Here is a 23,813-nt window from a genome sequence, read left to right as displayed (position 1 = left end):
AAGTTGGCATACAAGGACATTTACGCAACACCGACGCTTCTGAAGGTCGTCGATCAAACAACGCCGCTCAGCACTTACATTCTCGAAAAGTTCTTCGAGGACGGAGAATCCTTTGATACCGAATGGGTGGAAGTTCAAACGGTCAAAGGCAACAAGCCGATCGCTCCGTACGTTTCTGAACTGCAACCGGGCAAGGTTGTCGTTCGCTCGGGCTTCCAGGCTAAGCAATACAAACCGGCGCTGATCAAGCCGTCTCGCGCGATCACGGTCAATGATCTGAAGGTGCGTTCTGCGGGCGAAAGCCTGATCAACCCCGAATCCCCTGAAGTCCGCGCCCGCAAGTTGATCGCAAGGGACATCTCAGAGCTGAACGACACGATCACACGCCGTCTTGTCGAACAAGCAGCGACGCTGATCTTTACCGGCAAAGTCATCCAGGTCGGCGAAGGCGTCAGCCAGGTCATCGACTACGACTTCACCAACAAGGTCATACTTTCAGGCACGGATCTGTGGAGTGATAAAACAAACTCCGACCCGATCGCATTCCTCGCAGCCAAGCGCCGCGTGATTCTGAACGGCAACGCGCCGAATCCGGACATCCTGCTCTGCGACTACGATGCAGCGGTCGCGCTGATGCGTCACCCGAAGATTCTCGCGCTTGCGGACAACAAAGGGGTCGACATCGGAACTCTGGACACGACGCTACTGCCTGACGGCGTGACGTATCACGGCCGCCTGCGGGACGTGGGTCTCGACGTATTCAGCTACACGGGTACTTACACGGACGACGCCGGCACCGAGCAACCGTTCATTCCTGCTGGCTACATCGCCATGCTCTCGAGCCGCGACAAGTTCAAATTCCACTACGGCGCAACGGTCATCATGGACAAACAGCGGGAGGAATTCGTCACGTTCCGCGGCAAGGTCGCTGCTCAATCCTGGATCACGGTCGAGCCGGCTCAACGTTGGCTGCAGCTGCTCTCTCGTCCTCTTGCGGTACCCCCGAACGTCGCGGGCTGGTACGTCGCGAAGGTGCTTTAATGTCGATCATCAGCGACTGGCATGTGCGTCATGACGGCGTCGAGTATCCAGCTAACAAGCCGTTCAGCCTCTCTCCTGAAGCAGAGGAGAAGTTGGTGCAGGACGGCGCGGCGTTAAAGTATGAGGCCGATTTGGGGCAGGCAGAACTTGACGAAGGCAGCGGAGTTGGTGGCGCTGCCGATGAAGGCGGGAAAAGAAAAGACAACCCGATCGTATCGGATCTCCTGACTCTCGAAGCATTCGAGAAGCTGAAGGCGCCGGAACAAAACGAACTGCTCAAGTCGGTTGGCATCGAGCCGGCAAGCCGCGAGCCCGAGCGGATCCTGCAATATACCACCTGGTACGCCGAAAAGGCGCAAGAGAATGGCACGGCCAACGTTTAAAGACGTCGCCGCCGCCGACCTTGCGTCTTTTTTGAATCCGGAAGAGTTCGCTACCGTCCATACGATCGACGGCCGTGATCTTCTGGTCCTCATTGAGACCGACGCCAACGGCCGAAGCATCCCGAGTACACGCGGGGCTGCGCCCCCTTCCTACGCGGAGGGGGTTTCCCTTTGGCACCTCGTATTTTATGTCGATCCAATCGAGCTCGGGTACCGACCGGAAGAGGACCAAAACATCACCTTTGACGGTCAGTTATATCGGGTCGTCAACGTTGGCGACGAAGACGGACTCTATCGCATTACCCTGGAGGCGAGTCGGGCATGATGGAATTCCGCGGCGAGATTGTGAACCTGAAAGAAGCAGTCCGGCTCACCCGATCCACAGCCGCGGAGGTTCCCAAAGCCTACTACCGGGCGATGAATCGGGCGACGCAACGCGTCCGAACGGAGTCGGGTCGCGAGGTGTCGCGGATCTATCATGTCCGGGCTGGCGACGTGAAGAACACGGTTTCGATCAAGCGCGGCAGCGCACGCAGCATGGTTTCGGAGGTCCGCTGGAAGGGCGGCAATATACCGCTCTTCAAATTCAGGACGAACCCGAACAAGCCTCGTGATCCCATGCGGCCGCCGCCGAAAATTTTGAAAGCGGCGGTCAAGCGCGCGGGACTCAAGCCGGTCAAAGGCGCGTTTATTGCCCGGGTCGGTGCCGGCGGCCATATCGGCGCATTCAAGCGCGCGGGGCGCCGGCGGCTGCCGATCGAGGAGCTCTACGGTCCGGCCGTTCCGATCATGGTAGGAGAAGAGCATGTGCTGAACAACCTCGGCGACATCGCGGAGACCGAAGTGAAGAAGCGGCTCGACCATGAAATCAAACGAATTCTCGAGAAAGGAGGAATCTGATCTATGACGATCGTTTCTTTGCTCAAGTCCGTTAAGGCTGCGGTACAGCAAATCGTCGGGACTGGCGTCGGCGTGCATCTGTTCTTCCTGCCGCAAAAGACCGCGGCGTCCGTGGTCAACGCGTTACCGGAATTTCCGTACATTATTCTGCGACCCAGCGCCGGAAAAGACGCGGAAGACTCCGCGAGCGGCACGATCAAAATGCTATTCGGTGTCCAAGCCGCCGACGACGAAGGACCGATCGACGTTTTCAACTACATGGAGTCCATCCGGCAGGCGTTTCTCAAAAACCGCGTTCTCGATCGCGTCTTCCTGCTCGACAAGTTCAGCTGGGAGTTCTTCGACGAGCAACCATACCCCGAATGGATCGGTGTGATTACGACGGAGTGGACGCTTCCGACCGTTCGCGAGGAGGTGCCCAACATATGACGACAACCAGGAAAAAACGGAAGGCGGTAGAAGAAGAAATGCCCACATCCGAACCCGGGCAACTCATTTACGTCGGTCCGACCATCCTCGACGGCCTGCTGCAACAAAACGCCTTGTTCATTGGCGGCGTACCGCTGCAGTACGAGGATCTCTTGAAAGAGCAGCCGGATATCGAGCTGCTGATCGTGCCGGTCGCGCAACTCGTCGAAACGAACAGGCTGACGCAAATCCCTGGTACGCCCCAACATGCCGTTTATCAACGGCTGCAGAAAGGAGCATGATCGGTGTCTGACAACCATGGCATTTATACGTCCGAGCTCAAAACGAGCGTTCTGTCCAATGCATCCCAGACCATCCCGGTCATCATCGGCACGGCGCCTATCCACTTGTCCCAACTGAGTGCAGCTCCGGTGAACAAGCCGATATATGTCGAGTCCTACGAGGACGCAGTCCGGCAGCTCGGCTACAGCGACGATTGGGCGAGCTATACGCTCAGCGAGTACATTTTCGCTCACTTCAAGCTGTACAAGGTTTCGAAGGCGATCTTTATCAACGTTCTCGATCCGACGATCCACAAGACGACGGTCGCGCCGGCAAACCTGGCAGTCACTTCCGGCGCGGTGACGCTGTCCGATGCTGGCGTCCTCAAGGCCGGCGTGACGGTCAAATCTGCGGATGGCGCAACGCCGTACACGCTCGGCACCGACTATTCTCTCGGTTACGACAGCTCGGGCAAACTCGTCATCACGGCCCGCGCAGGCGGCACTATCCCATCGGGTGTCTCGCAGCTCAAGATCGGCTACGACAAACTTAACCCGGCGGCGGTCAATATCTCCGACATCATCGGCGGCGTCGATTCGCAAACCGGCAAGCAGAGCGGCCTCGAGCTCGTCAACCAGGTGTTCCCACGCTTCGGCGTCGTGCCGAGCCTCATTGTCGCTCCCGGCTACAGCAGCAATCCGACCGTCGCTGCGGTCATGGCCGCCAAGTCTGGCAGCATCAACGGCATGTTTAAGGCGCAGGCGATCGTCGACCTCGACGTCAGCAACATTACGCAGTACCTTGACGCGCCCGGCTGGAAGACGAGCAACAACTATACGTCGGAGTTCCAAGCGGTCGGCTATCCCAATTTGACGAAGGACGGCAGAACGTTCCGTTTTTCCAGTCATCTGGCGCCGGCCATATGCCGGACTGATACGGCTAACGACGGCATTCCGTACGTGTCTGTGTCTAATCAAAATCTGGATATCGACGGCGCGCTCGGCAAAGATGGAGCGGAGTTTTTCCTCGGCCGCGACCAGGCGGCATATCTCAACAGCAAAGGCATCGTGACCGCGTTCAACTTCGCCGGATGGGTGGCGTGGGGTAACCGGACTGGGGCATACCCGGCAAACACCGACCCGAAGGACGCAATCCTCCCGATCCGTCGCATGTTCAGCTGGGTTCAAAACCAAGCGATCGTTCGCTACTGGTCGCGGGTTGATGGGCCGTTGACGGTCCGTCTCGTCGAGTCCATCACGGACGACATCAATATCTGGCTCAATGGTCTGACCGCAGGCGGCGCGCTTGTCGGTGGCCGCATCGAGTTCAACGCCGCCGAGAATCCGGCAGCCGATCTGCTCGACGGCAAGATGGTCTTCCACATCTTCTTCACGCCGCCGGGGCCGGCGCAAGAGATCAGCTTTAAGGTCGAGTATGACCCGTCGTATCTGTCGACGATTTACGCTTAAGAGAGGGGGATGACAATTGAATAAACAGGTTCCTGAGAAACTGACGGGATTTTCCGCTTATCGCGATGGCACCGACTATCTCGGCGTCGTCGACGTCACGCTGCCCAGCTTCGAAGCCTTGACCGATACGGTCCGTGGCGCCGGCATTGCGGGCGAAATCGATAGCCCTGCGGTAGGTTTATTCGGCAGCATGACGGTAACGCTCAACTGGCGGACGGTCGTCGCGGAGGGGGCGCGCCTGCTTGCTCCTAAAGCGCATGCCCTGGATTTCCGGGGCAATATGCAGACGTATGACATCGTCACGGGTCAGTATAACAACGTCGGCGTTAAGGTGACGCTTCGTGCGGTGCCGAAAAAGTTTGACCTCGGGAAGTTCGACGCAAACAGCACGACCGATACTTCGAACGACCTCGAAGTCATCTACATCAAGGTCGTTGTCGACACCAAGTCTATTGTCGAGCTCGACAAGTACAACTACGTCTATGTCGTCGACGGCGTCGACTACATGGCAGACATACGCAAAAATCTCGGCATTTAAGGAGCCCGGACTAATGAGCGAACAACCGAATACCCCAGCCGTTCAGGCCGACGAGGACTTATTCGTTCTCAGTCGGCCTTTTGTTTTTGAGGACAAGAAGATCACCGAGCTGCGTATCGACTTCGACAAACTTACGGGAGACGACTTGATTATCGCTGAACGTCGATTCCTGAGCGAGCTCGCCCCCACTGAAAAGCCATGGGGCAAGGAATTCAGCAAGTCTTATCTTGCTTTCATCGTTGCGGCGGCCGCATCGGTCCCCGTCGAATTGATCCGCAAACTCCCGGCAAAGGACTTCACTTCTGTGACGCTGAGCGCGCAGAATTTTTTGCTTTTATAGGGCTGGCGGAAGGGATAGGGACGCTGCGAGAAAGGGTCCTCTCGCTCTCGATGGCGACCTATACGCCAGCCCCGTATTGGCTCAGCTTGCCCGTAGCAGAACTCTTCGGATGGATCGCGGAAGCGAACAAATTCCTCGAGAAAAGAGCGGGTGATTGATGTCGAAAGAATACGAATTAGCGTTCCGACTGAACGCCGAACTTGATGCTAAGTTCTCGCGTGTCTTCACGAACGCCGCTGACCGACTCAACTCTCTCGAGCGGCAGATTCACGGTCTCGATCGCGTCGGACGAAGCGGTCCGAAGTTCGGATCCGGAATCGTCTCGGGGCTAGAATCGATCGCGCGCATGACGACCAAGGTCTCGGCGCTCGCCGCGGGCGGGATCGTCTTCGGCGGCGCCGCGGCTGCCGGGTACGCAATCAAGAGCTCAATGGATAAGGCCATGGAGTTTGAGGCTGAAATGTCTACAATCCAGGCGCTGACCGGTTCCACGACCGCAGAGATGGCGAAGTACCAGGCGCTTGCGCTCAAGATGGGTGCGGACACGAAATACAGCGCCATGGAAGCGGCGAAGGCGATCGAGGAACTGCTCAAAGCCGGCATGCAGCCGGCAACTGTGCAGGCTGGCGGATTGAATGCGGCTCTGAACCTTGCAACAGCTGGCGGGCTCGACCTGGCCGAAGCGGCCGCTACGATGGCGACGTCGCTAAATGCATTCAAGAAAGACGGAATGAAAGCTGACGACGCTGCGAACATTCTGGCCGGAACTGCAAATGCATCTGCTACGAGCGTCCATGAATTAGGCTACGCGCTTGCATCTGCGGGTGGCGTTGCCAATATGGCTGGATTGTCCTTCCTCGATTTAAATACTGCAATTGGTCTAATGTCCAATGATGGCCTAAAGGGCGGTTCTGATGCCGGTACCAGTTTTAAGTCAATGCTTAGTTATTTGCAGCCAAAAACAAAAGAAGCTACTAAGCTTTTCCTAAAGCTTGGGATTGGCGTCGACAAGGCAAATAAGTTTTTCAGCAAGGGGAAAATTAAGGATATCGCTGGCATTGCGGATGTGATGCACAAGGCATTCGCAGGGATGAGCGAGCAAGAGCGCACGGCCAAAATGATGGACATGTTCGGCACGGACGGCGTTAAGGCAGCGAGCACGTTGTACAAGGCCGGGGCGAAGGGTGTCAAGGAGTTTCAAAAGGCCATGTCCGACGTTACCGCGCTCGACGTCGCCAAGAAGAAGATGGACAACGCTGCCGGTTCGGTTGAGCAGTTCAAGGGCGCAATCGAAACGCTGCAGATATCCGCGCTGCTTCCGACGATGCCGATCATCAAAAGGTTCGCGAGTGCTGCCGCCGACTTCGTCACCAAGTACACGCCTCAAATTACGGCCGGCGTCGATCAAATGGTGCAGCGCTCGAAGTCGTATCTCAATGAGCACTTCTTCGACAACGCTGAATTTAAAAAGCTCCATACCTTCGAGAGCAAAATCGACTTCGTCTACGGAGACATCATGGCTTCGCTCAGTGCTTGGTGGGATTCCTCGGGTCGCGAAGCTTTTATTAACACGAGCGAGAAAATCGGATCGACGCTGGCGCAGGCGATTGCTTCAACCGCGCCGGACATGTTCGAGGCCGGGGCTAAACTTGGCGGCGCGTTGGCTACGGGTATTTGGAAGGGGCTTGAAGATTCCCCTCTCGGTAAATTCTCTCCCCAGTGGGTCGATGACCTATGGGCCAAGGCGAACGGCGAAGATGTAAGCTGGGGCGACGTCGCGGGAGACTTCATGAAAGGTCCGCTCGCGAAAGATCGCGAAGCAGATCGCGCTAAGACTGAGGCGAGTAACGCTGCAGGGACAAAAGAGTTTGTAAATCGGCTCCAGAATCCGGCTTTCCCGACGAGCGGCACGGTCAATCCCAAGCTGGTAAACAGTCATACGACCGTCAACTATAGCCCAAATATCAACATCCAAGGAAACGCCGACAAGTCCACGGTCGAGCAGGTCACAAGAGCCGGCAGCGACAGCTTCGCTCAGTTTGTACAACAACAAAATGCATGGCAGAAGCGGGTGAGCATGTCACAATGACAACTTATCGCACGGTCCAGGGCGACACCTGGGACGCAATCGCCTATGCCGTTTATGGTCGGGAATATTTAATGCCGCTTTTGCTCGACGCAAATCCGGACTATTCGCGGGTGGTTGTATTCGGCGCAGGGGTCTTGCTAAATGTTCCCGGCGCGCCCGACGAAGCCGCGGCCGGTCTGCCGCCGTGGAAGCGGGAGGGATGATCCTTGCAGAGCATGATGGCGCGGCAAGTGGCATTGACGGTCGAGTACAACGGCAAGGACATTTCCGAAACGCTCTCCGAAAGCCTGATCCGGTTTGAGTACGGCGACAACGCATCGGGTCTGCTGGATGACTTGGCGATCACGCTTGAGGATGCAGAGCGAAGATGGCAAGGTCCGTGGTCACCGGCTGAAGGCGACACGATCGTCGCGCGAATCAAGACGATCAATTGGGACGGGCCGAACGAGTTTAAGTATCTTCCGTGTGGTAAATTCGAGATCGATACGTGCGACACGTCCGGTGCCCCCGACACTGTCGCGATCGGCGCGGTGTCTTTGCCGGCAGGATCTACGGTGCGACGCCAGCGGAACACGCGCGCATGGGAAAAGGTGACGCTTAAAACCATCGCGGCCGACGTTGCAAAGACCGCGGGGCTTAAGCTCAGATACGAGGCACCCGATAATCCGACCTATGACCGGCTCGAGCAACGGGAGCAATCTGACCTGGGCTTTCTGGTCGAGCAATGCGCTCGCGAAGGGATTGCGGTCAAAATATCGAGCGGTCAGCTCGTCTTGTTTGACGAGGCCGTCTACGAGGCGCGAGAGGCCGTCTGCGATCTTGTTCGCGGAGCTGACGCTGTAATCTCCCACTCGTTTAACTGGAGCATCGCGGATGCCGCCTACCGGGCGTGCGAGCTCACATATACCGACACTAAGAGCAAGACGCTCAAAGCGACGTACACGCCGCCAGGCGCCCCGAAGACTGGTCCCACGCTCAAGGTAAACGAGAGCGCAGCTTCCCCAGCGGAGGCGCTCAGAATCGCCAAGCAAAGGCTGCGCGAGAAGAACAAGAATTACGGCAAGGCGTCCCTGTCGCTCGCCGGCGATGTCCGGATGGCTGCCAGCTCGACGATCAACGTCAAAGGCTGGGGCAGGTTCGACGGCAAGTACATCATCGAGAGCGCTAGACATACGGTCGATTCGAGCGGCTATCGGACGGACATTCAAATTCGAAAGGTATTGGGGTGGTGATATGCAGCAGCTTATCCGCGTCGGCCAGGTCTCGACCGTCGACGCCGCGCGCGGGACTGTCCGCGTCGCATTCCCTGATCGAGATAATATGGTTTCTGCGGAGCTCCCGGTCCTGTCGATCGGAGGGCTTTTTTCAATGCCGGCAATTGGAGCGTCGGCGGTCTGCCTCTTTCTCGGAGACGACCTTGGCGGCGGGTTCTACCTCGGCACTCTCCCCATCGTTGTCCCTAATACGTCGCAAGGCCCGGTGCTGAGTGGCAATTTCACGGTTACGGGCAGCCAGACGGTAAGCGGAGACGTCACGATCGGCGGCTCGCTGCATGGCGGTGGGATCACATGAGTCTCGGCGTCCTTGGCAACATCGTCTTCCAGGTCAGCGCGGACACGGTTCGGACTTTCGACGGCTTAATTCGTTCAGTATCCGGCAGGTGGGCACAGCATGACGTGCTGCAGCGAAAGCCGCTGACGCAATGGTCCGGGCCGGGCTTGGACGAGATCAACTTCACGATGCGATTCGACGCTTCGCTCGGCGTTAATCCGCGCAAGGAGCTCGATAACCTGACGCTCATGGCAAACGGCGGCAAGGCGTATCAGTTTACCTTCGGCGGCAAGCCGCTGGGTCGATCGGGGATGTGGATAATCGTTTCGGTTGAGCTGGGATTCAAGACGGTCGACAACCGCGGCAACCTTTTGGTTGGCACGGCAAACGTCACGCTTCGCGAATATGGGGTGAGCAAGCAATGACGACGATCACGGTAGGACAAATGCCGATAGACTTCGGCGCAAGCGGACGTGCCGAGATCCTGCAGAACGTCAATATGATCGCTTCAACCATTCAAGGGACCGTTCCCCTCGATCGCTCATTCGGGATTGACTCCCGGGCTGTCGACCGTTCGCCCGACGTCGCGAAGGCGCTGTTCGCCGCCTCCGTCATCATGGCTATCACAGAGCGAGAGCCGCGGGTCATTGTCGAGCAGGTCACGTTCGAGCCACAAGAGGATCCGGACAAACTGGTCCCGGTCATCCGCCTGCAGTTTGTCGACGAAAGTGAGGCGAGCACTTAATGCAATTGATCGATTTACCCGAGGTCGAGTACGTCAGCGAGGACGTCGCTTCTACGCTCAATAATATGGTCACGGTCATGGAGGGGTTGCTCGGGCGCAAATTGTACCCGGGCGACCCCGTTCGTTTGTTCCTGCTCGGCCAAGCCGCGCTGCAGGTGCAGTTGATGACGGCGATCAATCAGACGGCAAGGCTCAATCTCTTGCGGTACGCGCGCGGTCCGGTGCTGGACAACATCGGCGCGTTTACAGAGACGCCTCGCTTGTCGGCTGCCGCGGCATCTACGACCGTACGAGTCACCTTGTCCGCAGCTCAGCCGACAGCGGTCACCATCCCGGCCGGCACGCGCGTCAGCACGGCCAGCGATCCAAAGGCGTACTTTGCGACATCGACGAGTGCAACGATCGCGGCCGGCACGCTGTATGTTGACGTTGTAGCAGTAAACCTCACCACAGGCGCGGCAGGCAATGGATACCTCCCGGGACAGATCAATCAGATTGTCGATCCGCTCCCGTTTGTACTCTCCATCGTCAACACGATGACAAGTTCCGGCGGTGCGGACATTGAGAGCGACGATGCCTACCGTGAGCGGATCCACGAGGCGCCGGAGTCGTTTTCGGTAGCTGGACCGTTTGGCGCATACGAATATTGGGCCAAGACCGCGAACCCGGCTATCGTCGACGTGTCGGTGACGTCGCCAAGCGCTATGCAGGTGCTCGTCGTGCCCCTGCTCGCCGGCGGCGCGATCCCGTCGCAAGGCGTGCTCGATTCGGTCAGTGCGATCTTGTCCAACAGCAAAGTACGGCCGCTCACCGATCAGGTTACAGTCGCCGCGCCAACGACGGTCGGCTACAACGTCACATTGACCTATTACATCAAGACCGGAGACAGCGCGGCAGCGTCCGACATACAGGCCGCCGTAAACGCAACGATCGCCGGCTACGTCACATGGCAAAAGTCGAAGCTCGGCCGGGACATCAACCCGTCGGAGCTTATTCGGCGCGTCATGATGGCGGGCGCGTACCGGGTCAATGTAACGTCGCCGGTCTATACGGTGGTCGATCCGACAAAGGTTGCTGTCGCCGGCACGATCACGGCCACGTATGGGGGGACCGTGAATGATTAATCTCGCGAACGCGTCGCTCCTCGACATCCTGCCGCCGAACCTGACCGAGGACCCTACAATCGCGGCAGCCGCGAAGGCGCTCGACGCGCAACGTCAAAACGTGCTTGCTGCGATTGACCGGCTGCCGTATTTCTCTCGCCTAGGAGAACTAACTGACGAAGAGGCGAACGAGCTCGCGTGGCAATGGCACGTTGACTTCTACGACCCTGACCTCCCTCTCGAGCAGCGGCGCTCGCTCGTCAAGAACGCCTATGCATGGCACAAACGCAAAGGCACGAAGTCCGCGATCGAGGAGCTCATTCGTACGATTTTCGGCGACGGCCAAGTGCAGGAATGGTTCGAGTACGGCGGCAATCCGGGGAATTATCGAATCCTCACGACCAATACCGACACGACGTCGACGAACGCTGCACAGTTCTTGGACGCCCTCTCGACGGTCACTCGCGCAAGCGCACACCTCGAGGAAATACAGGCGACCGTCTCCGACGAGATGAGCCTGTACTATGCCGGCTTTGCTCATATCGGCGATTTTATTACGTTGAAGCAGGTGACATAATGGGCCTCTTTGCAGGATTTTATCTCACGAATAAAGGGCAGACCCTGCAGACGAAAGTACAAGCAGGGGCGACGCTGCAGTTTACGCGGATCGCGATCGGCGACGGGAACCTCGGGGCACAGACCATCGCGAACCTGACGGCGCTGATCAGCCAAAAGAAGTCGATGTCAATCACTAAGCTGGAAGCATTGACCGGGGGCAAGGCGGTTGTCGGCACTAGCTTCAACAATTCGAACGTAACGACCGCCTTTTACATGCGCGAGGTCGGCGTGTTCGCGCAAGACCCGGACGTCGGGGAAGTCCTCTACTGCTACGCTAACGCCGGGTCCAATGCGGACCTTATCCCGGCAGGCAGCGGGAACGACATCCTCGAGCGGTACATCAACGTCATCACGCTCGTAGGCAACGCGGCCAATGTAACAGCAGTCATCGACAATTCGCTCGTGTTCGCGCTGGCTTCGGACTTGGGCAGCCTGTCTGCCCTTCAGACGACGGACAAATCTTCTGCCGTCGCAGCAATCAATGAGCTTTTTACGTTGTCCGGTAGCGGTAAGACGCTTGTGGCCGCCGCCATTACCGGCAAGGGAGTACCGGCGTCTGCATCAGAGACGTTCGCGCAATTGGCGGCCAAGATCGATCAAATCGTCCTTGGGAGCGGGAATGCCGCCGCGGGCGACGTGCTTGCGGGAAAAACCTTCAGCAATGACAGCGGACCAGGCAAGACCGGCACGATGCCCAATCGAGGGGCTGTCGTCATGACTCCGGGGCCGAGCGATCAAGCGATTCTCGCGGGCTACCATAACGGCGCTGGTAAAGTGTCCGGAGTGGTAGTGGATCCATCGAAGCTCCTCGCAGGCTCGACTATTGCGGGAACAGCAGGCAGCATGCCGAATCGCGGGGCCGTTACGTTCACGCCAGGACCATCCGCGCAGACGATTCAAGCCGGATATCACAACGGTTCGGGCTCAGTAGCGGGCGTGACTGTACCTGCAGCAGCAGTTCTGTCAGGGACGACGATAGCAGGAACGGCGGGTATTATGCCGAACCGAGGACGTACGATTCTCACTCCTAGTAAATCGTCAACGGTCGCGATACCGGAAGGCTACCATAACGGTACCGGATACGTTCAGTCGTACTCGATACTGCAGAGCATATCCTTTCCCTCCTGGACGTATGGATCCGACGTCTATACGTATTTCGGAGGAAACTATATCTATATGGCTGAGGCTAAACTAAACCAGCCGATCCCTAATGTAAAATGGATGCGAGTCGGATTTAACGTAAATAATGCGGACTGGGTAGGGGTCTATAACCTACAGATCCGAGACGCGTCGACTGGCGAAGGGTATACCACCATCGGGAGCGTAAACGTAGCGTCCAACGGCCTCGCATATTATTGGGAGGGGTACTTATCGAGGGAAACTACCGTTTCGCATATCTTTTTTCAGCCGACCAGCTATAAGAACACATTCTCAGGCATTTCGTACGCTATACACATAATCAGCAGATACGATATTTAGGAGGTATCCAACTTGGAGAAGTACGAGCCAGCGATCGAGGATACTATAGTTTACTCGACCGGTCCAGTTCCGGCGAATATCCCCATTTATCCGGCGGGTATCGGCCAGGTTCCAGAAGCCGACGAGGTAACCGCACCAAACGAATAACGAAAAGGCTCCGCAGTCGCGGGGCCTTTTGTTTTGGAGGTGGATCAACTGGGGGAATCCGAAGCGCTACACGATATCGCCGGGAAGCTCGGACGTCTTGAGGCGACATCCGAAGCGCAGCGTCAGGCAATGATTGACCTTACCCACAATGTCAACAGGCTTGTTGATAAGATCGCTCAGAACGATAAGGATGCGACCAAAGCGCTCGAATCCACCAAGTCTGCGCATCATCGCATTGAGGAAATGGACAAGGAGATCGAGAAGATACGCTCGCATTACGACGGTGAGGTTCGGCTTCTCAATCTGAGGATCGAAACAGAATCGACGGCACTTCGCGAAAAGATGGCTTCGGATGCAAAAGCAATTCAGGAGCGCGTCGATACCGAGCGGAAAGAACGCAAGGCGGATCGTCGTTGGCTTATTACGACCGTGCTGACGATCGCAGGTCTCGCCGTGACCGTAATCAAACTATTTTAACGGAGGTCTTACTTATGGAATGGACAGCAATTAATGAACTACTTGACCCGGCGCTGCTGATCGTCATAGCTGCGAATTGGGTGCTCGGTTACATCGTGAAGCGAACACCGCGGGTTCCGGACTGGTCCATCATCTACATCGTCACCGTATTCTCGATCGCGTTCACGGTTGCGACCCTTGGCGTTTCGGCTCTCTCTCTGCTGCAAGGATTCTTGGCAGGCGCGGTCGCCGTATACGGAAATCAATTCGCGAAACAGGCCGTGAAGGCTGCCGGAGGTGATGGCAATGACATCTAAGGGAATTGACTGCGCAACGCCGCTAAGCTCCAAGACGGCACCGGCGATCGTGGCAGCCGGCTATGGATGGGCTGCTCGTTATCTTGTCCCGATCGCATATGCCCACAAGCGCCTAACCCGCGCGGAAGCTCTCGCGATAACGAGCGCGGGTATGAAGATCATTTCTGTGTTTGAAACGACGGCGAATCGTCCGCAAGGCGGCGCGAATAATGGGAAGAAAGATGGCGCATCGGCTTACCTGGAAGCCCGGAACATCCAGCAGCCTCTCGGCAGCGCGATCTATTTCGCCGTCGACTACGACGCGCAGCCAAAGGACTATGATCTGATCGAAGCCTACCTGCGTGCGGCTGCACAAGAAATCCCCGGTTACCAGGTCGGCGTTTACGGTTCCTACGCAGTCGTCGAAGCGATGGCAGCGCGCGGAGCTGCCAAGGTCTTTTGGCAGACCTACGCTTGGAGCAAAGGGAAAAAGAGCAGCAATGCTAACCTGTACCAGTGGAAGAACGGGCAGACGCTTGCCGGGGTCGGTGTCGATTTCAATGAGTCCTACGGCGGCGAGGGCTGGTGGGATACGAAGCCGATCGAGACTCCGCAGCCGGCTAGCTCCGAGCTTGTGGCAAAGGTGGTTCGAATGATTGACAACTCCCTCATCACGACCGGTAAGATTGTCGACGGTCGTATTGAAGCGCCTATTGCTGAGGTTCTGGATGTGCTCGGGGTGAAGTACACCTACGATAACAATACGAAGAAGCTGTACATCTGATTCCGTCCGGGAGCTTCGGCTCTCGGGCTTTTTTTATTTAACGAAGGATATTTTGCAATATTATGGAATCAATTATAGATAGTTATACGTAGAGTTTAGAATGCTTGATAGTGGGAGGGAAAACGAATGTCGCAGATTCATAATGGCCCTAATGGCCCCAAGGACTACAAGACCGAACTGAAAAAGGGATTAATAAGAGGCGGTATAGTCGCAGCAATACTGGCCGTTTGCGTTTATCTATTGTTCACCTATGAGGATCGGTCTGCCTCTTCCAAGAAAGACCAGAAGTATTATAAAAGCCTATCAGCCGGCGACATGACCTACTTTGTAACGAAGTACGAATCCGACGACTCCGGTGCAACAGGTAAGATCATCACTCTTCAAGTGACGGTTAAGAATGATGGGAAAAATGCAACCCTTATTGGCCGGGAACTACTCAAGCTAAAAGACGGGGAAGGCCGGATCTTCAATGCTTCAAACAAGTGGGAACGAAACGTATTAACGGGTCAATCGCTGAATCCAGGAATGAAAGTGTCGGGGTATATTTCATTCGAGGTTCCCTTTGATGCAAAAGGACTGAAGCTTCAAGCGTTCAGCTCCATACATTCCAGCACCTTCCCTGGTGAAATCAGATTATGACAAAGCGCCTATTGGAGGGTGCTTATTTAGTTGAGCCATAGGTATTTTAATTAAATACTTTCTTTGGCATCTTCGACAAAGTTCATCGAAGGAACTTTCTATGCTCGTATGGAAGTTACTGACGAGGTGACGCCAATGGTCAAGAATCGTTTGAAGAGCATCCGCCATGAATACGAGATGAACCAAGTTGAGTTTGCGAAAATGTTAGGGATCAGTCAATCCCAATACAACCGGTACGAGCTTCAACAACGACAGCCATTGCTCGAGATCGTTCTTCAAATGGCCGAGAAGCTAAATCGCCCTGTCGAACAAATCGTATATCTGGACAGGCATCAAAATCCCCAAACTGGCATAGATTGAACCATCACCGCTAAGGGAGATGGTAGAAGTGGAGAAGCGGACAGTTTACCGCCTTAGGTACACGCTGGATAATCGTATCAAGTCGGTCGAGGCCACGCAGGAGCCCGCAGGACGACCGAGAGATAGCAAGGCCGCAGGATGGATCGTCGTCGCAGTCGGCGTGGTTCTCTGCGTCATCTGGTGGTTCGTATGGTGAAGTCCTTTCATGCACGAATGGCCGAATTGTGGGTGCTAAACAAACAGCGCAGCTTATCTACCGAAGAGATGGACGAAATGCAGCACGTCCTACACCTGAACGCGATGTACTGTTGGGAAATGGCGAAGCTGGAGAACTTGTCGCTGGTCGCGTCCATGCTTGGAGACACGAGGGAGCAGCTCGCCATATGCGCGCAGATCGATGACCTGGAACGCAATCCTCACTTCGGACCTACACAGAAAAAAAAGACGGACCGTAACGGCCCGCCACAAATCCCATAATAGCTTATTACAAAATTATTAAGATAGAAGCGGTCAAGCATTAAAAAGTGTTCTTGACCGCTTTTAATGAATTAGAGATTTAAAGCTGATACATTTCAATGAAACTAAGCCAATTGTATTTATTGTATACACCAACCGTTGTTAGCAATTCATCTAATAACTCATTAGCCTTTTCCGGATGCTGTAAACAATCAAAATATAAGCAAAGTAATTGCAATCCAGAGATAAGACAGTGACTTCTTCTTTCAGAATAGGTCACCATTTGATGAGGAAAATCATCTTCATTTCGTTTGTCCAATGGCAAGTCTTTAAAAGCATTTACAACCAATATTCCTTTTGGCATTTTTTCGTTCACTTCAATGTATTCACTTACCCATTTTTCTAATTGAGCTGCATGCTTCTCAGCCGCACTTTTAGAAACCCCTTTTACTTCCACAACAGCGACAGCGTCATTTCTCTCTAATATGAGGTCGTCTCTACCTGGTATTCCTTCAGAAACCGAAAATCCCAGCTCCTCAAAAACTTTTCCTACTTGTATTTCTAAAGCTCTTCCTGTCCCAGTAAACAGTAATTTATAACTCTCCAACGTAAGAATTTCTTCTTTTTGCTTGTTTATCTTTTCAAGTACAGCTGCTAATTCAAGTTCCGATTCCTTAAGCTGATGCTTATTCGAAATTTCTGAAGGTAGTGTATACTCCTCACTCCATTGTGGTTGTTCGAAATCACCTGTGTCGCGCTTTAATTCCTCAACGAGTTTAATGACTGAATCTATAAATTTTTTTTGTAATTGTTCATCTTCATCATCGACAAAAGTAGGAATAAACAATAAATTTCCATTATGAATTTTTAAACATGAAGCCACTACTTTATTGGTACCTTTTATGTAATAAAGAGGGTTTCCTAATGATTTATTGAAGTAGGCTTCATAATGAAAATGGTCCTTATTTTCATTAAAGAATGATTTATACGGCTCAGCCGCCCTACAGTCAATACTTGATCCTGTCGATCCAATAGTGTTTATATTTTCAGGGAGTATAGAGAGTAAATCTATTTTGCTTACTATGTTTGTAAAAACCCTGCTTTTTCCGGTTCCTGAAGACTGTTTTTCACCAGTATAGTGGTAACAAAATTGATTTTGAGACATAAAAACAATAACCGTTCTTCCAATTTTAAGTAACTCATCAATTTCAGTTCTTCTTCTTTTAATATCTTGTTGGATATTTATTGAGTCACTTTCTGATAAACTTTTTAGTCCCATATATGTTCCGCTTCGATAGTCCTCTCTATAATTACTCAAGGAGTAATTGGGATCCCAAATAATCACATCATAATCTAAAAAAGTTGTAGTTGAAGAGATACTGCAATCAGTTGTAAGTTCGTGCTCAAAAAAACAATCTACAGTTAAAATGTTCAATCTAAGTCCCCCGAGATATGTTAATTGGTTTTTCTTGAACAAGTTATTCGCTAAATGAATTTATTTATCCTTTAATCACGACGTTCAAACAACCAAACATATGTAATTGACATATATATGTGGAACACATATATTGTACATAGGGGGGCGGTGAAATGCAGCGAATAAAGACCTATAGAGATGTTGCTAATCGGATCGGAGGAACAGACGGTAAGCTCATTCATGAGCTGATCGACGCATACATTGATCTTCTCGAAACTGAGGATGAATTTCTTAATAGCGCCCAAGTTGCCGATATGATTGGCATACACCCTAACAACATGCAGCATAAGCGGAAAACAAAATTTTTCCCCGAACCGGACGATCACGTAGGAAAAAGGAAATCTCCTGTATGGCGAAAGTCCCGAATCGAGTATTATTTAAAGCATATAGACGAATGGCGAATACAGGACAAAAATAATATCTGAGGAGCTTTTCGATGGAAGAGTTTATTGGGTATATGGTGTTTTCATTGGTTGAGGGGCTCGCCTTATACGCTATTATCTTTTACTCCCTGAGAATTGATTTGATCAAGCATTTGCTGCCTGTAATTGGGGCCATCACAGTTATAAATTTGCAGAGCTATATCATTCGTGAAGAACTTTCCTTATCGACGATATCGCCAGTGATAAATTTGTTAATTACAGCGATTTTCATCATTGTGTATTTAAGAATACCTCTAGCCTGGTCGCTCATAATGACGATCGTTGGTTACATAGCATTCGGGCTTCTCCAGACAGCAATAGTCTATCTATCGTTCGGATTTTTCTCAATTCACGAATTAAGCAATCTTGTTTGGAAGTCGTACCTACTGCAAGTATTGACAGGGTTTATAGGGTTTGGCCTTTCGTATCTTACATACAAATTCGGATACGGGTTCACGTTTGAACTCGAGAAGCTGCGCCTACGTAAAGAGAAGATCCTTGTATCGATGGGAATTGCCTCATTCATTCTAGCTCTGCTAGTAATCATGTTGTACAAGTCGGTTTTTTCAAACCTTGTCGTATTTGCTGTTTTCATGTTTCTTGCCGTGATATATTATCAGAGAAAGGACACAGAAGCATGATAGCGACCTTATCGGCTCGCATTGCCCGAAGCATAAAGGACGCAGCTCCTGAGTCACCACAAAGCTTTGAAGTCCTCAAATATGCAGTATCCTTCCTCCTGAACGCCATCTTCATCATTGTGCTCTCCCTCATCATTTCGGCTTTCACTGGTCGGGTTCTCGAAACGCTCATTGCTCTAATTTCATATGCAGTGCTAAGGCAACTCTCAGGCGGCCTTCACTTAAAATCAGGAATGGCTTGCGTAGTTATTTCAACGGCCGGCATTACTGCTATCTCAATGCTTGATCTAAACCAGGATTGGAAATACATTTTAACTGCGGTGAGTGCGCTTTTGGCATTGATTTATTCACCATCCAGAATAGGGAAGCAGACGAGGATTTCGAAAAAGTATTATCCGTATCTAAAGGTTGCTTCAGTAGTCCTGATTCTAATTGGAATTATGGTTGGATCTTCAAGCATTATTGTCGCATTCTTCGTACAGAGCTTGACCTTGATACGATTGAAGGGAGGTGAGGACTTTTGAAGAAGAACGTCGCAATGAAGCTTGCTTCCATACTTGGAGCACTAGCCGTTCTGATCGTTAGTACCGCAAGCTGGCTTTACGTACATCAAGATGAGACCCCCGCTGAACTTTTGAAATAGGGAGCTGGGCATTATGTTGTATCTTGCTGTCACTGAAGATTTGGAAGGTAAGAGTGGGTATATTAATATCGCCGCTGATGATGTACTTTATTTAGAATTCGATATGTTTGAAAAAATGGTGCACGTTCATACGGCTGACAGCAAGTATTACATTGCGGGCACCTTGTTATATTGCACTGAAAGCCTCAAGTCGGCAGGGTACCAGTTCGAACGTGTCGATCGAAGCTGCGTAGTGAACGTGCCGAAGATTCGGCGAATGGACAAAACGTTCTATCTTGCATACTTCGAGGATGAGATCGGACCTAAATCCAAGAAGGTCACGATGTCGCAGAAGCTTTTTAAGGAAGTATTCAATGTCGTCAAAGCCTCTCAAAAGCCGGCAATAATATAAATCAGGCGCCCTCCGAGGCGTCTTTTTTGTTCCTATATCACAAATATAAGTTCTTGTGTGTCGGTTCATGTCGGAAAAATAATAAATGATAGCGCAATTCATCCGGTTGAGTGAGCATTTACAGTTAGTCCCACACAAGACATAATTGGAATACAAAACCAATTGTCAATGGGCACTTGAGGACTCAAGACTATGTTGACAAAAGTAAATAAGCCTGCATAGGCTCGGCTTCTGAGAGGGAGCGGCGGAATATCCACCGATCGCCAGGCTGGCTGATCTACCATTCATATTCATACAGGTCGTCCATGTGAACGCCGAATACGATAGCACATGCCTTGCGGACGAGGTCCGGCATATCCTGTACTCCGCGCTCGTACTTGCTGAGCGACTGAGGCAGCACGGATACATAAGGCTTCAGCTGCTCGGCAGTCGTCTCCTGAGACCAACCGCGTTCAGCTCGCAGATCAGGCAGCCTGCATCTCCCCCTCTTAAGGGGCATAGCGGCTTACCTCCAAACTATTTAATTGGGAGTGCTATATGGACATGATCGACGTACTCGCGTTAATCGAAAAAATTAACAAAGGCACCCCAGAACACAAAAAGCTTGTACGAGAACTCGTTATGTATCTTGACGCGAACTATCAAGCAGAGCGCGCACAACAGAAAGAACACGTTTCTTCTCAGCATCATCAAGCTCACGGCCAAAATAGTACATAGGCTCCTCGACGAGCTCTTCATCGGAAAAATTGATTCCCTCAACTAGTCTTCTCTCTTCTTCAGTAAAGCTTGCTCCCGGATCGTTGGTCTTTCCTAACAGCCAATCGACCGTAACGTCATAGCAGTTCGCCAACTTCTGAAGTACATCTAGCTCTATTCCGTTTCGGGCTGCCTCATAAGCACTCAAGGATTTATTGCTTATTCCCGTACGCTGCATAACCTCAATTTGAGAAAGCTTGCGCATCTTGCGGGCTTTTTTAAGTCTGGAACTAACTGTATCATGATCCGAACCGACTCTAACCACTGAGGACACCTCCATGATGGTATAATATCACAGTTTTCCACTATGCGGATAAAAAATTCTATAAATAATAGAAAAAGTTGTTGACGGAGTGTAATGCGGCAGTTTATATTGTGGAGGCACCAAATTCTACGATTTATAGAAATGGGGAGAAGGTGGTGATTTGAATTGTTAGTCCGGGAGAAGATGAAGGCCTATATCGTCAGCAGCGGGCTAAAAATAAGTGTCGTTGCTAAGAATGCGGGATACACACCTGATGTGCTTTACCGCATGTTGTATGGCACAAGGAACATGTCTCCCGAGGATCTTGTCTCTATTTGCTCGAAGGGTCTGCAAAAGCCGCCAGAATTTTTTTTAACCGAAAGTTCTACGAATTATAGAAATTTGAATCCTGATAAGGCAGGCGATCCATCAGATGTTGAGACATACGCTTCCGATCGGTGAAGATCAGGTCGTGCTGCTGACGCAAGGCGAACACGTCCAGTCCCTTAAGCTTTACCAAGAAGACAACTTCGGCGAGGACGGTCATGGGTATCAGCCGCCGAAGAGCCTGACCATCAACACGAAGGACAATATTATCGCTCTCCGAGATTTTCTTAACCAGCACTATCCGCCAGACGAAACCTAATTCCTCCGGGAGGTTTTCATATGTCGAAGCAAATGCTCCGTAATATTGCTGGTTACTTTCTGCAGCTCGAAGAGCGCGCCGTCGCTGACTGCTATCCAAATCTGCAGTCCTTCGCCCGCCGTCAGAGCAGTCGTTATCTCAAGCAGTTGCGCGATCTGCGCGGTTAATATGGCAGGCACCGCGAATTTGTTTGCAGAACGCCTGAAGAAGACTCGTCAAAGCCGCGGCATGACTCAGGCGCAATTGGGGGAACGGATTTTCCAAACTCGCGGCGCTGTCTCCCATTACGAAGGGGGCCGGAACCAGCCGGATTACGACACGCTCATTCGCATCGCTAATGTTTTAGGCGTCACGCTCGACTACCTGCTCGGCCGCGTCGACGGCCACAAAGAGGATTTCAAGGCATCATAAAAACAATTTTGAGGAGTGTTCATTTCATGTTGAAAGCTACGGGCATTGTGAGAAAGATCGACGAATTGGGCCGCGTTGTGATTCCAATGGAGCTCCGCAAGACGCTTCAGATCGCCGAAAAGGACCCTATGGAGATCTTCGTCGACGGCGAGCAGATCGTGCTCCGCAAATACGCTCCGGGCTGCGTCTTCTGCGGCAATACGGAGATCGCAAAGACATTCGAGGGCAAGCATATCTGCGGCGAGCACGTTCGGGCGATTGCCTTCAAATGGGAGAGCGAGAGTGTCGCGAATGGATAGGGTCACGCTGAAACACTACCAAGACCGGGCGGCGAAGGCGCAGGCGATCGTCGATGAAATCGATTTGCTGCTTCAGAGCATCGAAACTGCCAAGGGAGCATCCGTCATTCGTGTCCATGGAAAGTATCGCATTATTGATATCGACCACCGAACTACGGGCCAATACCCTAACGACAAACGCACTCGCCTGCTGGCGTTGCTCAGCAATGTTTTCATCGATTCTAGTCTCGACGAGATCCGGCGCCTCGAAGCCGAGCTCGCGGCACTGTAGGAGGCGCCCATGCAGATCACCTTCGAATCGCTCCACCTCACCGAGTTCAAGAATCACCGCGACCTACTCATCGAGTTCGGACCCATCACCCGGGTCACTGGTAAGAATGGCGCAGGCAAGTCTACGATCGGCGAAGCAATCTCATGGTGCCTCTACGGGACCGATCCACTCGGCAATACGCTGATCAAAAACCTGAGCCCGGAACCGGTCGATCGTCCCTACGATCGCGTAGAAGTCTCGCTGCGGCTGACGGTGGGCGCGCAGGAAGTCGAGCTCACCCGCGGCATTGAGAGCGGGGACACCTGCTACTTTATCAATGACGTTCCGGCCAAGGCGACCAAGTACAAAGAGACCGTCGAGGCCCTGTTTGATAAACCCCTATTTTTATCGCTGTTCACGCCGGCGTATTTTTTTTCGCAAAAATGGGAGGAACAACGGTCTTTGGTGCTCAAAAACGTGCTTCCTCCCGCCAGCAAGGACGTCCTTAAGGGGCTGCCAAAGGTGCAGGCCGACAAGCTCGCCGAAGCGCTGAAGAAGAACAACCTCGACGATCTGGAAGCGAAGCACAAGGACAATCGGACGCGCCTGGATAAAGCGCTGATCGGTGCCAAGGAGCGCGCCAAGACGCTGCAGGAGCAGCTCGACCTGTCGCCGGCGCTGACCGAGACGGAAGTCCACGAGCTGACCGCGAAGATCGCCGAGATCGACGCGAAAATAGCAGAGATCGAAAAAGCGCTGGAAGCGGCGAACAAGGCGTACGCAGACGCAACCAGGCTACGCGCCGAACGGGAGATCATCCGAAGCAGCGCCGATCGCGTCGCGACCAGCTACAAGACGCTTAAAGCCAAGGCACCGGCCGACCACTGCCACGCATGCAAACAGCCACTGCAAGAAGAGTCACTTCAAGCGGCGGTGGACTCGCACAAGGCAGATCTTGCGCAGCTTAAGATCACTCACGACGAATTGCTCGCCAATTTCAAGGATCTGACCGCGGCAATCGGCGACATTGGCATCGTCGAATACGATCCCGACGACTTGCGCCTTCTGCAGACAACTCGGCAAGAGCTGGCTTCGAAGCTTCAGGCCGCGGGTGCCGGCGACCGCCTCAAGCAACAACTCGAAACCGCCCGCCACGCTGAGAAGGAAACGCAGGCCAGCCATGCCGATTCCGTCTTCCTCCTAGATGCGATCAAAGCTTACCGCGCAAAGGAAGCCGAACTCATGGCGTCCAAGGTCACCGGCCTGTTCAAGACGTTGACGATCCAGCTCTTCCAAGAGAACAAAGGCGACGGCGAGCGCAAACCATTCTTCGAAATATTCAAGGACGGCAAGCCGTACCGAAAGCTCTCCACCGCGGAGAAGATTCTCGCGGGGCTCGAGATCATCGACGTGCTGAGCGAGCAGAGCGAAGTTATTGCCCCTACGTTCATCGACAATGCCGAATCCATCCTCTCTTACAAGCAGCCCGCCGGGCAGCTCATCGAATGCCGCGTTGCCAATACCCCATTCACAATTACGGAGGTCTAAT

General features: G+C 53.0%; 39 protein-coding genes. 36 read left to right on the top strand and 3 right to left on the bottom strand.

The window, feature by feature from the left end; all coding sequences use genetic code 11:
* Window positions 1–3: 3 nt before the first annotated feature.
* The 25 genes from BM235_RS04960 to BM235_RS31935 all read left to right on the top strand — a co-directional run bounded on the left by BM235_RS04960 (window position 4) and on the right by BM235_RS31935 (window position 15,824).
* Entirely contained in the window at window positions 4–1,041 is a 1,038-nt protein-coding gene (locus BM235_RS04960) for a major capsid protein (RefSeq protein ID WP_090110076.1), read from the top strand.
* Window positions 1,041–1,424 carry a hypothetical protein gene (locus BM235_RS04955; RefSeq protein WP_090110074.1) on the top strand — a complete coding sequence of 128 codons (384 nt, stop codon included), beginning with the start codon at window positions 1,041–1,043 and terminating at the stop codon, window positions 1,422–1,424. Before BM235_RS04960 ends, BM235_RS04955 begins: the two co-directional genes overlap by 1 nt.
* A complete protein-coding gene (locus BM235_RS04950) occupies window positions 1,405–1,749 on the top strand; it encodes a hypothetical protein (protein WP_090110072.1) in 345 nt (114 codons plus the stop codon). The genes BM235_RS04955 and BM235_RS04950 overlap by 20 nt, the downstream gene beginning before the upstream one ends.
* Window positions 1,746–2,324, top strand: a complete 579-nt coding sequence (locus tag BM235_RS04945) for a phage tail protein (protein ID WP_090110069.1) — start codon at window positions 1,746–1,748, stop codon at window positions 2,322–2,324. Before BM235_RS04950 ends, BM235_RS04945 begins: the two co-directional genes overlap by 4 nt.
* A gap of 3 nt (window positions 2,325–2,327) precedes the next feature.
* A complete protein-coding gene (locus BM235_RS04940) occupies window positions 2,328–2,753 on the top strand; it encodes a hypothetical protein (protein ID WP_090110067.1) in 426 nt (141 codons plus the stop codon).
* Window positions 2,750–3,034, top strand: a complete 285-nt coding sequence (locus BM235_RS04935) for a hypothetical protein (RefSeq protein ID WP_090110064.1) — start codon at window positions 2,750–2,752, stop codon at window positions 3,032–3,034. Before BM235_RS04940 ends, BM235_RS04935 begins: the two co-directional genes overlap by 4 nt.
* Window positions 3,035–3,037: 3 nt before the next feature.
* On the top strand, window positions 3,038–4,483 hold the full coding sequence (locus tag BM235_RS04930) for a phage tail sheath family protein (RefSeq protein ID WP_090110062.1): 1,446 nt from the start codon (window positions 3,038–3,040) through the stop codon (window positions 4,481–4,483).
* Window positions 4,484–4,499: 16 nt separating this feature from the next.
* Window positions 4,500–5,021: a phage major tail tube protein gene (locus BM235_RS04925; RefSeq protein WP_090110060.1), complete on the top strand. Its 522-nt coding sequence runs from the start codon at window positions 4,500–4,502 to the stop codon at window positions 5,019–5,021.
* A gap of 13 nt (window positions 5,022–5,034) precedes the next feature.
* Window positions 5,035–5,361: a phage tail assembly protein gene (locus BM235_RS04920; protein ID WP_090110059.1), complete on the top strand. Its 327-nt coding sequence runs from the start codon at window positions 5,035–5,037 to the stop codon at window positions 5,359–5,361.
* A gap of 157 nt (window positions 5,362–5,518) precedes the next feature.
* Window positions 5,519–7,450, top strand: coding sequence for a phage tail tape measure protein (locus BM235_RS04915; RefSeq protein ID WP_090110057.1), 1,932 nt, complete (start codon window positions 5,519–5,521; stop codon window positions 7,448–7,450).
* Window positions 7,420–7,653, top strand: a complete 234-nt coding sequence (locus BM235_RS04910; RefSeq protein ID WP_369803472.1) for a tail protein X — start codon at window positions 7,420–7,422, stop codon at window positions 7,651–7,653. Before BM235_RS04915 ends, BM235_RS04910 begins: the two co-directional genes overlap by 31 nt.
* Window positions 7,654–7,665: 12 nt before the next feature.
* The gene (locus BM235_RS04905; protein WP_090111022.1) at window positions 7,666–8,682 is read left to right on the top strand and encodes a phage late control D family protein; all 1,017 of its coding nucleotides are present in this window, start codon (window positions 7,666–7,668) and stop codon (window positions 8,680–8,682) included.
* Between the two features lies 1 nt (window position 8,683).
* Entirely contained in the window at window positions 8,684–9,022 is a 339-nt protein-coding gene (locus BM235_RS04900; protein WP_090110053.1) for a hypothetical protein, read from the top strand.
* Complete coding sequence (locus BM235_RS04895) at window positions 9,019–9,426, top strand: phage tail protein (protein WP_090110051.1); 408 nt, start codon at window positions 9,019–9,021, stop codon at window positions 9,424–9,426. Before BM235_RS04900 ends, BM235_RS04895 begins: the two co-directional genes overlap by 4 nt.
* The gene (locus BM235_RS04890; protein ID WP_090110049.1) at window positions 9,423–9,746 is read left to right on the top strand and encodes a GPW/gp25 family protein; all 324 of its coding nucleotides are present in this window, start codon (window positions 9,423–9,425) and stop codon (window positions 9,744–9,746) included. The genes BM235_RS04895 and BM235_RS04890 overlap by 4 nt, the downstream gene beginning before the upstream one ends.
* Window positions 9,746–10,870 carry a baseplate assembly protein gene (locus BM235_RS04885; RefSeq protein ID WP_090110047.1) on the top strand — a complete coding sequence of 375 codons (1,125 nt, stop codon included), beginning with the start codon at window positions 9,746–9,748 and terminating at the stop codon, window positions 10,868–10,870. The genes BM235_RS04890 and BM235_RS04885 overlap by 1 nt, the downstream gene beginning before the upstream one ends.
* A complete protein-coding gene (locus BM235_RS04880) occupies window positions 10,863–11,426 on the top strand; it encodes a phage tail protein I (RefSeq protein ID WP_090110045.1) in 564 nt (187 codons plus the stop codon). Before BM235_RS04885 ends, BM235_RS04880 begins: the two co-directional genes overlap by 8 nt.
* A complete protein-coding gene (locus BM235_RS04875) occupies window positions 11,426–12,946 on the top strand; it encodes a phage tail-collar fiber domain-containing protein (RefSeq protein WP_090110042.1) in 1,521 nt (506 codons plus the stop codon). Before BM235_RS04880 ends, BM235_RS04875 begins: the two co-directional genes overlap by 1 nt.
* Window positions 12,947–12,958: 12 nt before the next feature.
* A complete protein-coding gene (locus BM235_RS32445) occupies window positions 12,959–13,093 on the top strand; it encodes a hypothetical protein (protein WP_255374058.1) in 135 nt (44 codons plus the stop codon).
* 33 nt (window positions 13,094–13,126) lie between these two features.
* Window positions 13,127–13,570: a hypothetical protein gene (locus tag BM235_RS04870; RefSeq protein WP_090110040.1), complete on the top strand. Its 444-nt coding sequence runs from the start codon at window positions 13,127–13,129 to the stop codon at window positions 13,568–13,570.
* 14 nt (window positions 13,571–13,584) lie between these two features.
* On the top strand, window positions 13,585–13,866 hold the full coding sequence (locus BM235_RS04865; protein WP_090110038.1) for a phage holin family protein: 282 nt from the start codon (window positions 13,585–13,587) through the stop codon (window positions 13,864–13,866).
* Window positions 13,856–14,629: a DUF1906 domain-containing protein gene (locus tag BM235_RS04860; protein ID WP_090110036.1), complete on the top strand. Its 774-nt coding sequence runs from the start codon at window positions 13,856–13,858 to the stop codon at window positions 14,627–14,629. Before BM235_RS04865 ends, BM235_RS04860 begins: the two co-directional genes overlap by 11 nt.
* A 126-nt stretch (window positions 14,630–14,755) precedes the next feature.
* Window positions 14,756–15,268: a DUF4352 domain-containing protein gene (locus tag BM235_RS04855; RefSeq protein WP_090110034.1), complete on the top strand. Its 513-nt coding sequence runs from the start codon at window positions 14,756–14,758 to the stop codon at window positions 15,266–15,268.
* Window positions 15,269–15,403: 135 nt separating this feature from the next.
* Window positions 15,404–15,628, top strand: a complete 225-nt coding sequence (locus BM235_RS04850; protein WP_090110032.1) for a helix-turn-helix transcriptional regulator — start codon at window positions 15,404–15,406, stop codon at window positions 15,626–15,628.
* A gap of 28 nt (window positions 15,629–15,656) precedes the next feature.
* Window positions 15,657–15,824 carry a hypothetical protein gene (locus tag BM235_RS31935; RefSeq protein ID WP_158543913.1) on the top strand — a complete coding sequence of 56 codons (168 nt, stop codon included), beginning with the start codon at window positions 15,657–15,659 and terminating at the stop codon, window positions 15,822–15,824.
* A gap of 360 nt (window positions 15,825–16,184) precedes the next feature.
* Here the strand turns inward: BM235_RS31935 and BM235_RS31585 are convergent, their stop codons facing one another.
* Window positions 16,185–17,519 carry a hypothetical protein gene (locus BM235_RS31585; protein ID WP_143106630.1) on the bottom strand — a complete coding sequence of 445 codons (1,335 nt, stop codon included), beginning with the start codon at window positions 17,517–17,519 and terminating at the stop codon, window positions 16,185–16,187.
* Window positions 17,520–17,674: 155 nt separating this feature from the next.
* Here BM235_RS31585 and BM235_RS04835 point away from each other — a divergent pair, with 155 nt between their 5' ends.
* Genes BM235_RS04835 through BM235_RS04815 form a run of 5 tightly spaced genes read left to right on the top strand, consistent with a single transcriptional unit; the run spans window position 17,675 to window position 19,658 of the window.
* Window positions 17,675–17,986 (top strand): hypothetical protein, encoded by a 312-nt coding sequence (locus BM235_RS04835; RefSeq protein WP_090110028.1) that lies wholly within the window; start codon window positions 17,675–17,677, stop codon window positions 17,984–17,986.
* Window positions 17,987–17,997: 11 nt separating this feature from the next.
* Window positions 17,998–18,624, top strand: coding sequence for a hypothetical protein (locus BM235_RS04830; RefSeq protein WP_090110015.1), 627 nt, complete (start codon window positions 17,998–18,000; stop codon window positions 18,622–18,624).
* Window positions 18,621–19,148, top strand: a complete 528-nt coding sequence (locus tag BM235_RS04825; RefSeq protein WP_090110013.1) for an accessory gene regulator ArgB-like protein — start codon at window positions 18,621–18,623, stop codon at window positions 19,146–19,148. The genes BM235_RS04830 and BM235_RS04825 overlap by 4 nt, the downstream gene beginning before the upstream one ends.
* A 14-nt stretch (window positions 19,149–19,162) precedes the next feature.
* Entirely contained in the window at window positions 19,163–19,267 is a 105-nt protein-coding gene (locus BM235_RS04820; protein WP_110468958.1) for a cyclic lactone autoinducer peptide, read from the top strand.
* 13 nt (window positions 19,268–19,280) lie between these two features.
* Window positions 19,281–19,658 carry a LytTR family DNA-binding domain-containing protein gene (locus BM235_RS04815; protein ID WP_090110009.1) on the top strand — a complete coding sequence of 126 codons (378 nt, stop codon included), beginning with the start codon at window positions 19,281–19,283 and terminating at the stop codon, window positions 19,656–19,658.
* Between the two features lie 277 nt (window positions 19,659–19,935).
* Here BM235_RS04815 and BM235_RS04810 read toward each other — a convergent pair whose 3' ends face one another.
* Both BM235_RS04810 and BM235_RS04805 read right to left on the bottom strand, forming a co-directional pair.
* Window positions 19,936–20,157 (bottom strand): helix-turn-helix transcriptional regulator, encoded by a 222-nt coding sequence (locus BM235_RS04810; protein ID WP_090110006.1) that lies wholly within the window; start codon window positions 20,155–20,157, stop codon window positions 19,936–19,938.
* A 120-nt stretch (window positions 20,158–20,277) separates the two neighbouring features.
* A complete protein-coding gene (locus tag BM235_RS04805; RefSeq protein ID WP_158543914.1) occupies window positions 20,278–20,679 on the bottom strand; it encodes a helix-turn-helix domain-containing protein in 402 nt (133 codons plus the stop codon).
* Window positions 20,680–21,091: 412 nt separating this feature from the next.
* Between BM235_RS04805 and BM235_RS04800 the strand changes: the two genes are divergently transcribed.
* Genes BM235_RS04800 through BM235_RS04780 form a run of 6 tightly spaced genes read left to right on the top strand, consistent with a single transcriptional unit; the run spans window position 21,092 to window position 23,812 of the window.
* On the top strand, window positions 21,092–21,304 hold the full coding sequence (locus tag BM235_RS04800; RefSeq protein ID WP_090110003.1) for a hypothetical protein: 213 nt from the start codon (window positions 21,092–21,094) through the stop codon (window positions 21,302–21,304).
* 20 nt (window positions 21,305–21,324) lie between these two features.
* Window positions 21,325–21,471, top strand: a complete 147-nt coding sequence (locus BM235_RS31930; protein ID WP_158543916.1) for a hypothetical protein — start codon at window positions 21,325–21,327, stop codon at window positions 21,469–21,471.
* Between the two features lies 1 nt (window position 21,472).
* Window positions 21,473–21,715 carry a helix-turn-helix domain-containing protein gene (locus BM235_RS04795; protein ID WP_090110001.1) on the top strand — a complete coding sequence of 81 codons (243 nt, stop codon included), beginning with the start codon at window positions 21,473–21,475 and terminating at the stop codon, window positions 21,713–21,715.
* A 26-nt stretch (window positions 21,716–21,741) separates the two neighbouring features.
* Entirely contained in the window at window positions 21,742–22,014 is a 273-nt protein-coding gene (locus BM235_RS04790) for an AbrB/MazE/SpoVT family DNA-binding domain-containing protein (protein ID WP_090109999.1), read from the top strand.
* Window positions 22,007–22,285, top strand: coding sequence for a hypothetical protein (locus BM235_RS04785; RefSeq protein WP_090109997.1), 279 nt, complete (start codon window positions 22,007–22,009; stop codon window positions 22,283–22,285). The genes BM235_RS04790 and BM235_RS04785 overlap by 8 nt, the downstream gene beginning before the upstream one ends.
* Before the next feature lie 9 nt (window positions 22,286–22,294).
* Window positions 22,295–23,812, top strand: a complete 1,518-nt coding sequence (locus BM235_RS04780; RefSeq protein WP_090109995.1) for an AAA family ATPase — start codon at window positions 22,295–22,297, stop codon at window positions 23,810–23,812.
* The last annotated feature ends 1 nt before the right edge of the window (window position 23,813 follow it).

This window comes from Cohnella sp. OV330, assembly GCF_900112065.1.
Classification (GTDB): domain Bacteria; phylum Bacillota; class Bacilli; order Paenibacillales; family Paenibacillaceae; genus Cohnella.
Note: the sequence above shows the minus strand (reverse complement) of the source record. Positions and strands in the feature narration are given on the sequence as shown.

What these genes read in the sequence shown, in the direction of transcription:
- BM235_RS04905 (WP_090111022.1), top strand. Translation starts at nt 7,666, where the DNA reads ATGATGGCGCGGCAAGTGGCATTGACGGTCGAGTACAACGGCAAGGAC.
- BM235_RS04940 (WP_090110067.1), top strand. Translation starts at nt 2,328, where the DNA reads ATGACGATCGTTTCTTTGCTCAAGTCCGTTAAGGCTGCGGTACAGCAA.
- BM235_RS04920 (WP_090110059.1), top strand. Translation starts at nt 5,035, where the DNA reads ATGAGCGAACAACCGAATACCCCAGCCGTTCAGGCCGACGAGGACTTA.
- BM235_RS04815 (WP_090110009.1), top strand. Translation starts at nt 19,281, where the DNA reads ATGTTGTATCTTGCTGTCACTGAAGATTTGGAAGGTAAGAGTGGGTAT.
- BM235_RS31930 (WP_158543916.1), top strand. Translation starts at nt 21,325, where the DNA reads ATGTCGAAGCAAATGCTCCGTAATATTGCTGGTTACTTTCTGCAGCTC.
- BM235_RS04895 (WP_090110051.1), top strand. Translation starts at nt 9,019, where the DNA reads ATGAGTCTCGGCGTCCTTGGCAACATCGTCTTCCAGGTCAGCGCGGAC.
- BM235_RS04945 (WP_090110069.1), top strand. Translation starts at nt 1,746, where the DNA reads ATGATGGAATTCCGCGGCGAGATTGTGAACCTGAAAGAAGCAGTCCGG.
- BM235_RS04855 (WP_090110034.1), top strand. Translation starts at nt 14,756, where the DNA reads ATGTCGCAGATTCATAATGGCCCTAATGGCCCCAAGGACTACAAGACC.
- BM235_RS04850 (WP_090110032.1), top strand. Translation starts at nt 15,404, where the DNA reads ATGGTCAAGAATCGTTTGAAGAGCATCCGCCATGAATACGAGATGAAC.
- BM235_RS04950 (WP_090110072.1), top strand. Translation starts at nt 1,405, where the DNA reads ATGGCACGGCCAACGTTTAAAGACGTCGCCGCCGCCGACCTTGCGTCT.
- BM235_RS04825 (WP_090110013.1), top strand. Translation starts at nt 18,621, where the DNA reads ATGATAGCGACCTTATCGGCTCGCATTGCCCGAAGCATAAAGGACGCA.
- BM235_RS04900 (WP_090110053.1), top strand. Translation starts at nt 8,684, where the DNA reads ATGCAGCAGCTTATCCGCGTCGGCCAGGTCTCGACCGTCGACGCCGCG.
- BM235_RS04860 (WP_090110036.1), top strand. Translation starts at nt 13,856, where the DNA reads ATGACATCTAAGGGAATTGACTGCGCAACGCCGCTAAGCTCCAAGACG.
- BM235_RS04865 (WP_090110038.1), top strand. Translation starts at nt 13,585, where the DNA reads ATGGAATGGACAGCAATTAATGAACTACTTGACCCGGCGCTGCTGATC.
- BM235_RS04955 (WP_090110074.1), top strand. Translation starts at nt 1,041, where the DNA reads ATGTCGATCATCAGCGACTGGCATGTGCGTCATGACGGCGTCGAGTAT.
- BM235_RS04915 (WP_090110057.1), top strand. Translation starts at nt 5,519, where the DNA reads ATGTCGAAAGAATACGAATTAGCGTTCCGACTGAACGCCGAACTTGAT.
- BM235_RS04835 (WP_090110028.1), top strand. Translation starts at nt 17,675, where the DNA reads ATGCAGCGAATAAAGACCTATAGAGATGTTGCTAATCGGATCGGAGGA.
- BM235_RS04785 (WP_090109997.1), top strand. Translation starts at nt 22,007, where the DNA reads ATGGATAGGGTCACGCTGAAACACTACCAAGACCGGGCGGCGAAGGCG.
- BM235_RS04810 (WP_090110006.1), bottom strand. Translation starts at nt 20,157, where the DNA reads ATGCCCCTTAAGAGGGGGAGATGCAGGCTGCCTGATCTGCGAGCTGAA.
- BM235_RS04800 (WP_090110003.1), top strand. Translation starts at nt 21,092, where the DNA reads ATGTTGAGACATACGCTTCCGATCGGTGAAGATCAGGTCGTGCTGCTG.
- BM235_RS04885 (WP_090110047.1), top strand. Translation starts at nt 9,746, where the DNA reads ATGCAATTGATCGATTTACCCGAGGTCGAGTACGTCAGCGAGGACGTC.
- BM235_RS04830 (WP_090110015.1), top strand. Translation starts at nt 17,998, where the DNA reads ATGGAAGAGTTTATTGGGTATATGGTGTTTTCATTGGTTGAGGGGCTC.
- BM235_RS04875 (WP_090110042.1), top strand. Translation starts at nt 11,426, where the DNA reads ATGGGCCTCTTTGCAGGATTTTATCTCACGAATAAAGGGCAGACCCTG.
- BM235_RS04935 (WP_090110064.1), top strand. Translation starts at nt 2,750, where the DNA reads ATGACGACAACCAGGAAAAAACGGAAGGCGGTAGAAGAAGAAATGCCC.
- BM235_RS04780 (WP_090109995.1), top strand. Translation starts at nt 22,295, where the DNA reads ATGCAGATCACCTTCGAATCGCTCCACCTCACCGAGTTCAAGAATCAC.
- BM235_RS04795 (WP_090110001.1), top strand. Translation starts at nt 21,473, where the DNA reads ATGGCAGGCACCGCGAATTTGTTTGCAGAACGCCTGAAGAAGACTCGT.
- BM235_RS04820 (WP_110468958.1), top strand. Translation starts at nt 19,163, where the DNA reads ATGAAGCTTGCTTCCATACTTGGAGCACTAGCCGTTCTGATCGTTAGT.
- BM235_RS04790 (WP_090109999.1), top strand. Translation starts at nt 21,742, where the DNA reads ATGTTGAAAGCTACGGGCATTGTGAGAAAGATCGACGAATTGGGCCGC.
- BM235_RS04890 (WP_090110049.1), top strand. Translation starts at nt 9,423, where the DNA reads ATGACGACGATCACGGTAGGACAAATGCCGATAGACTTCGGCGCAAGC.
- BM235_RS04880 (WP_090110045.1), top strand. Translation starts at nt 10,863, where the DNA reads ATGATTAATCTCGCGAACGCGTCGCTCCTCGACATCCTGCCGCCGAAC.
- BM235_RS04910 (WP_369803472.1), top strand. Translation starts at nt 7,420, where the DNA reads ATGGCAGAAGCGGGTGAGCATGTCACAATGACAACTTATCGCACGGTC.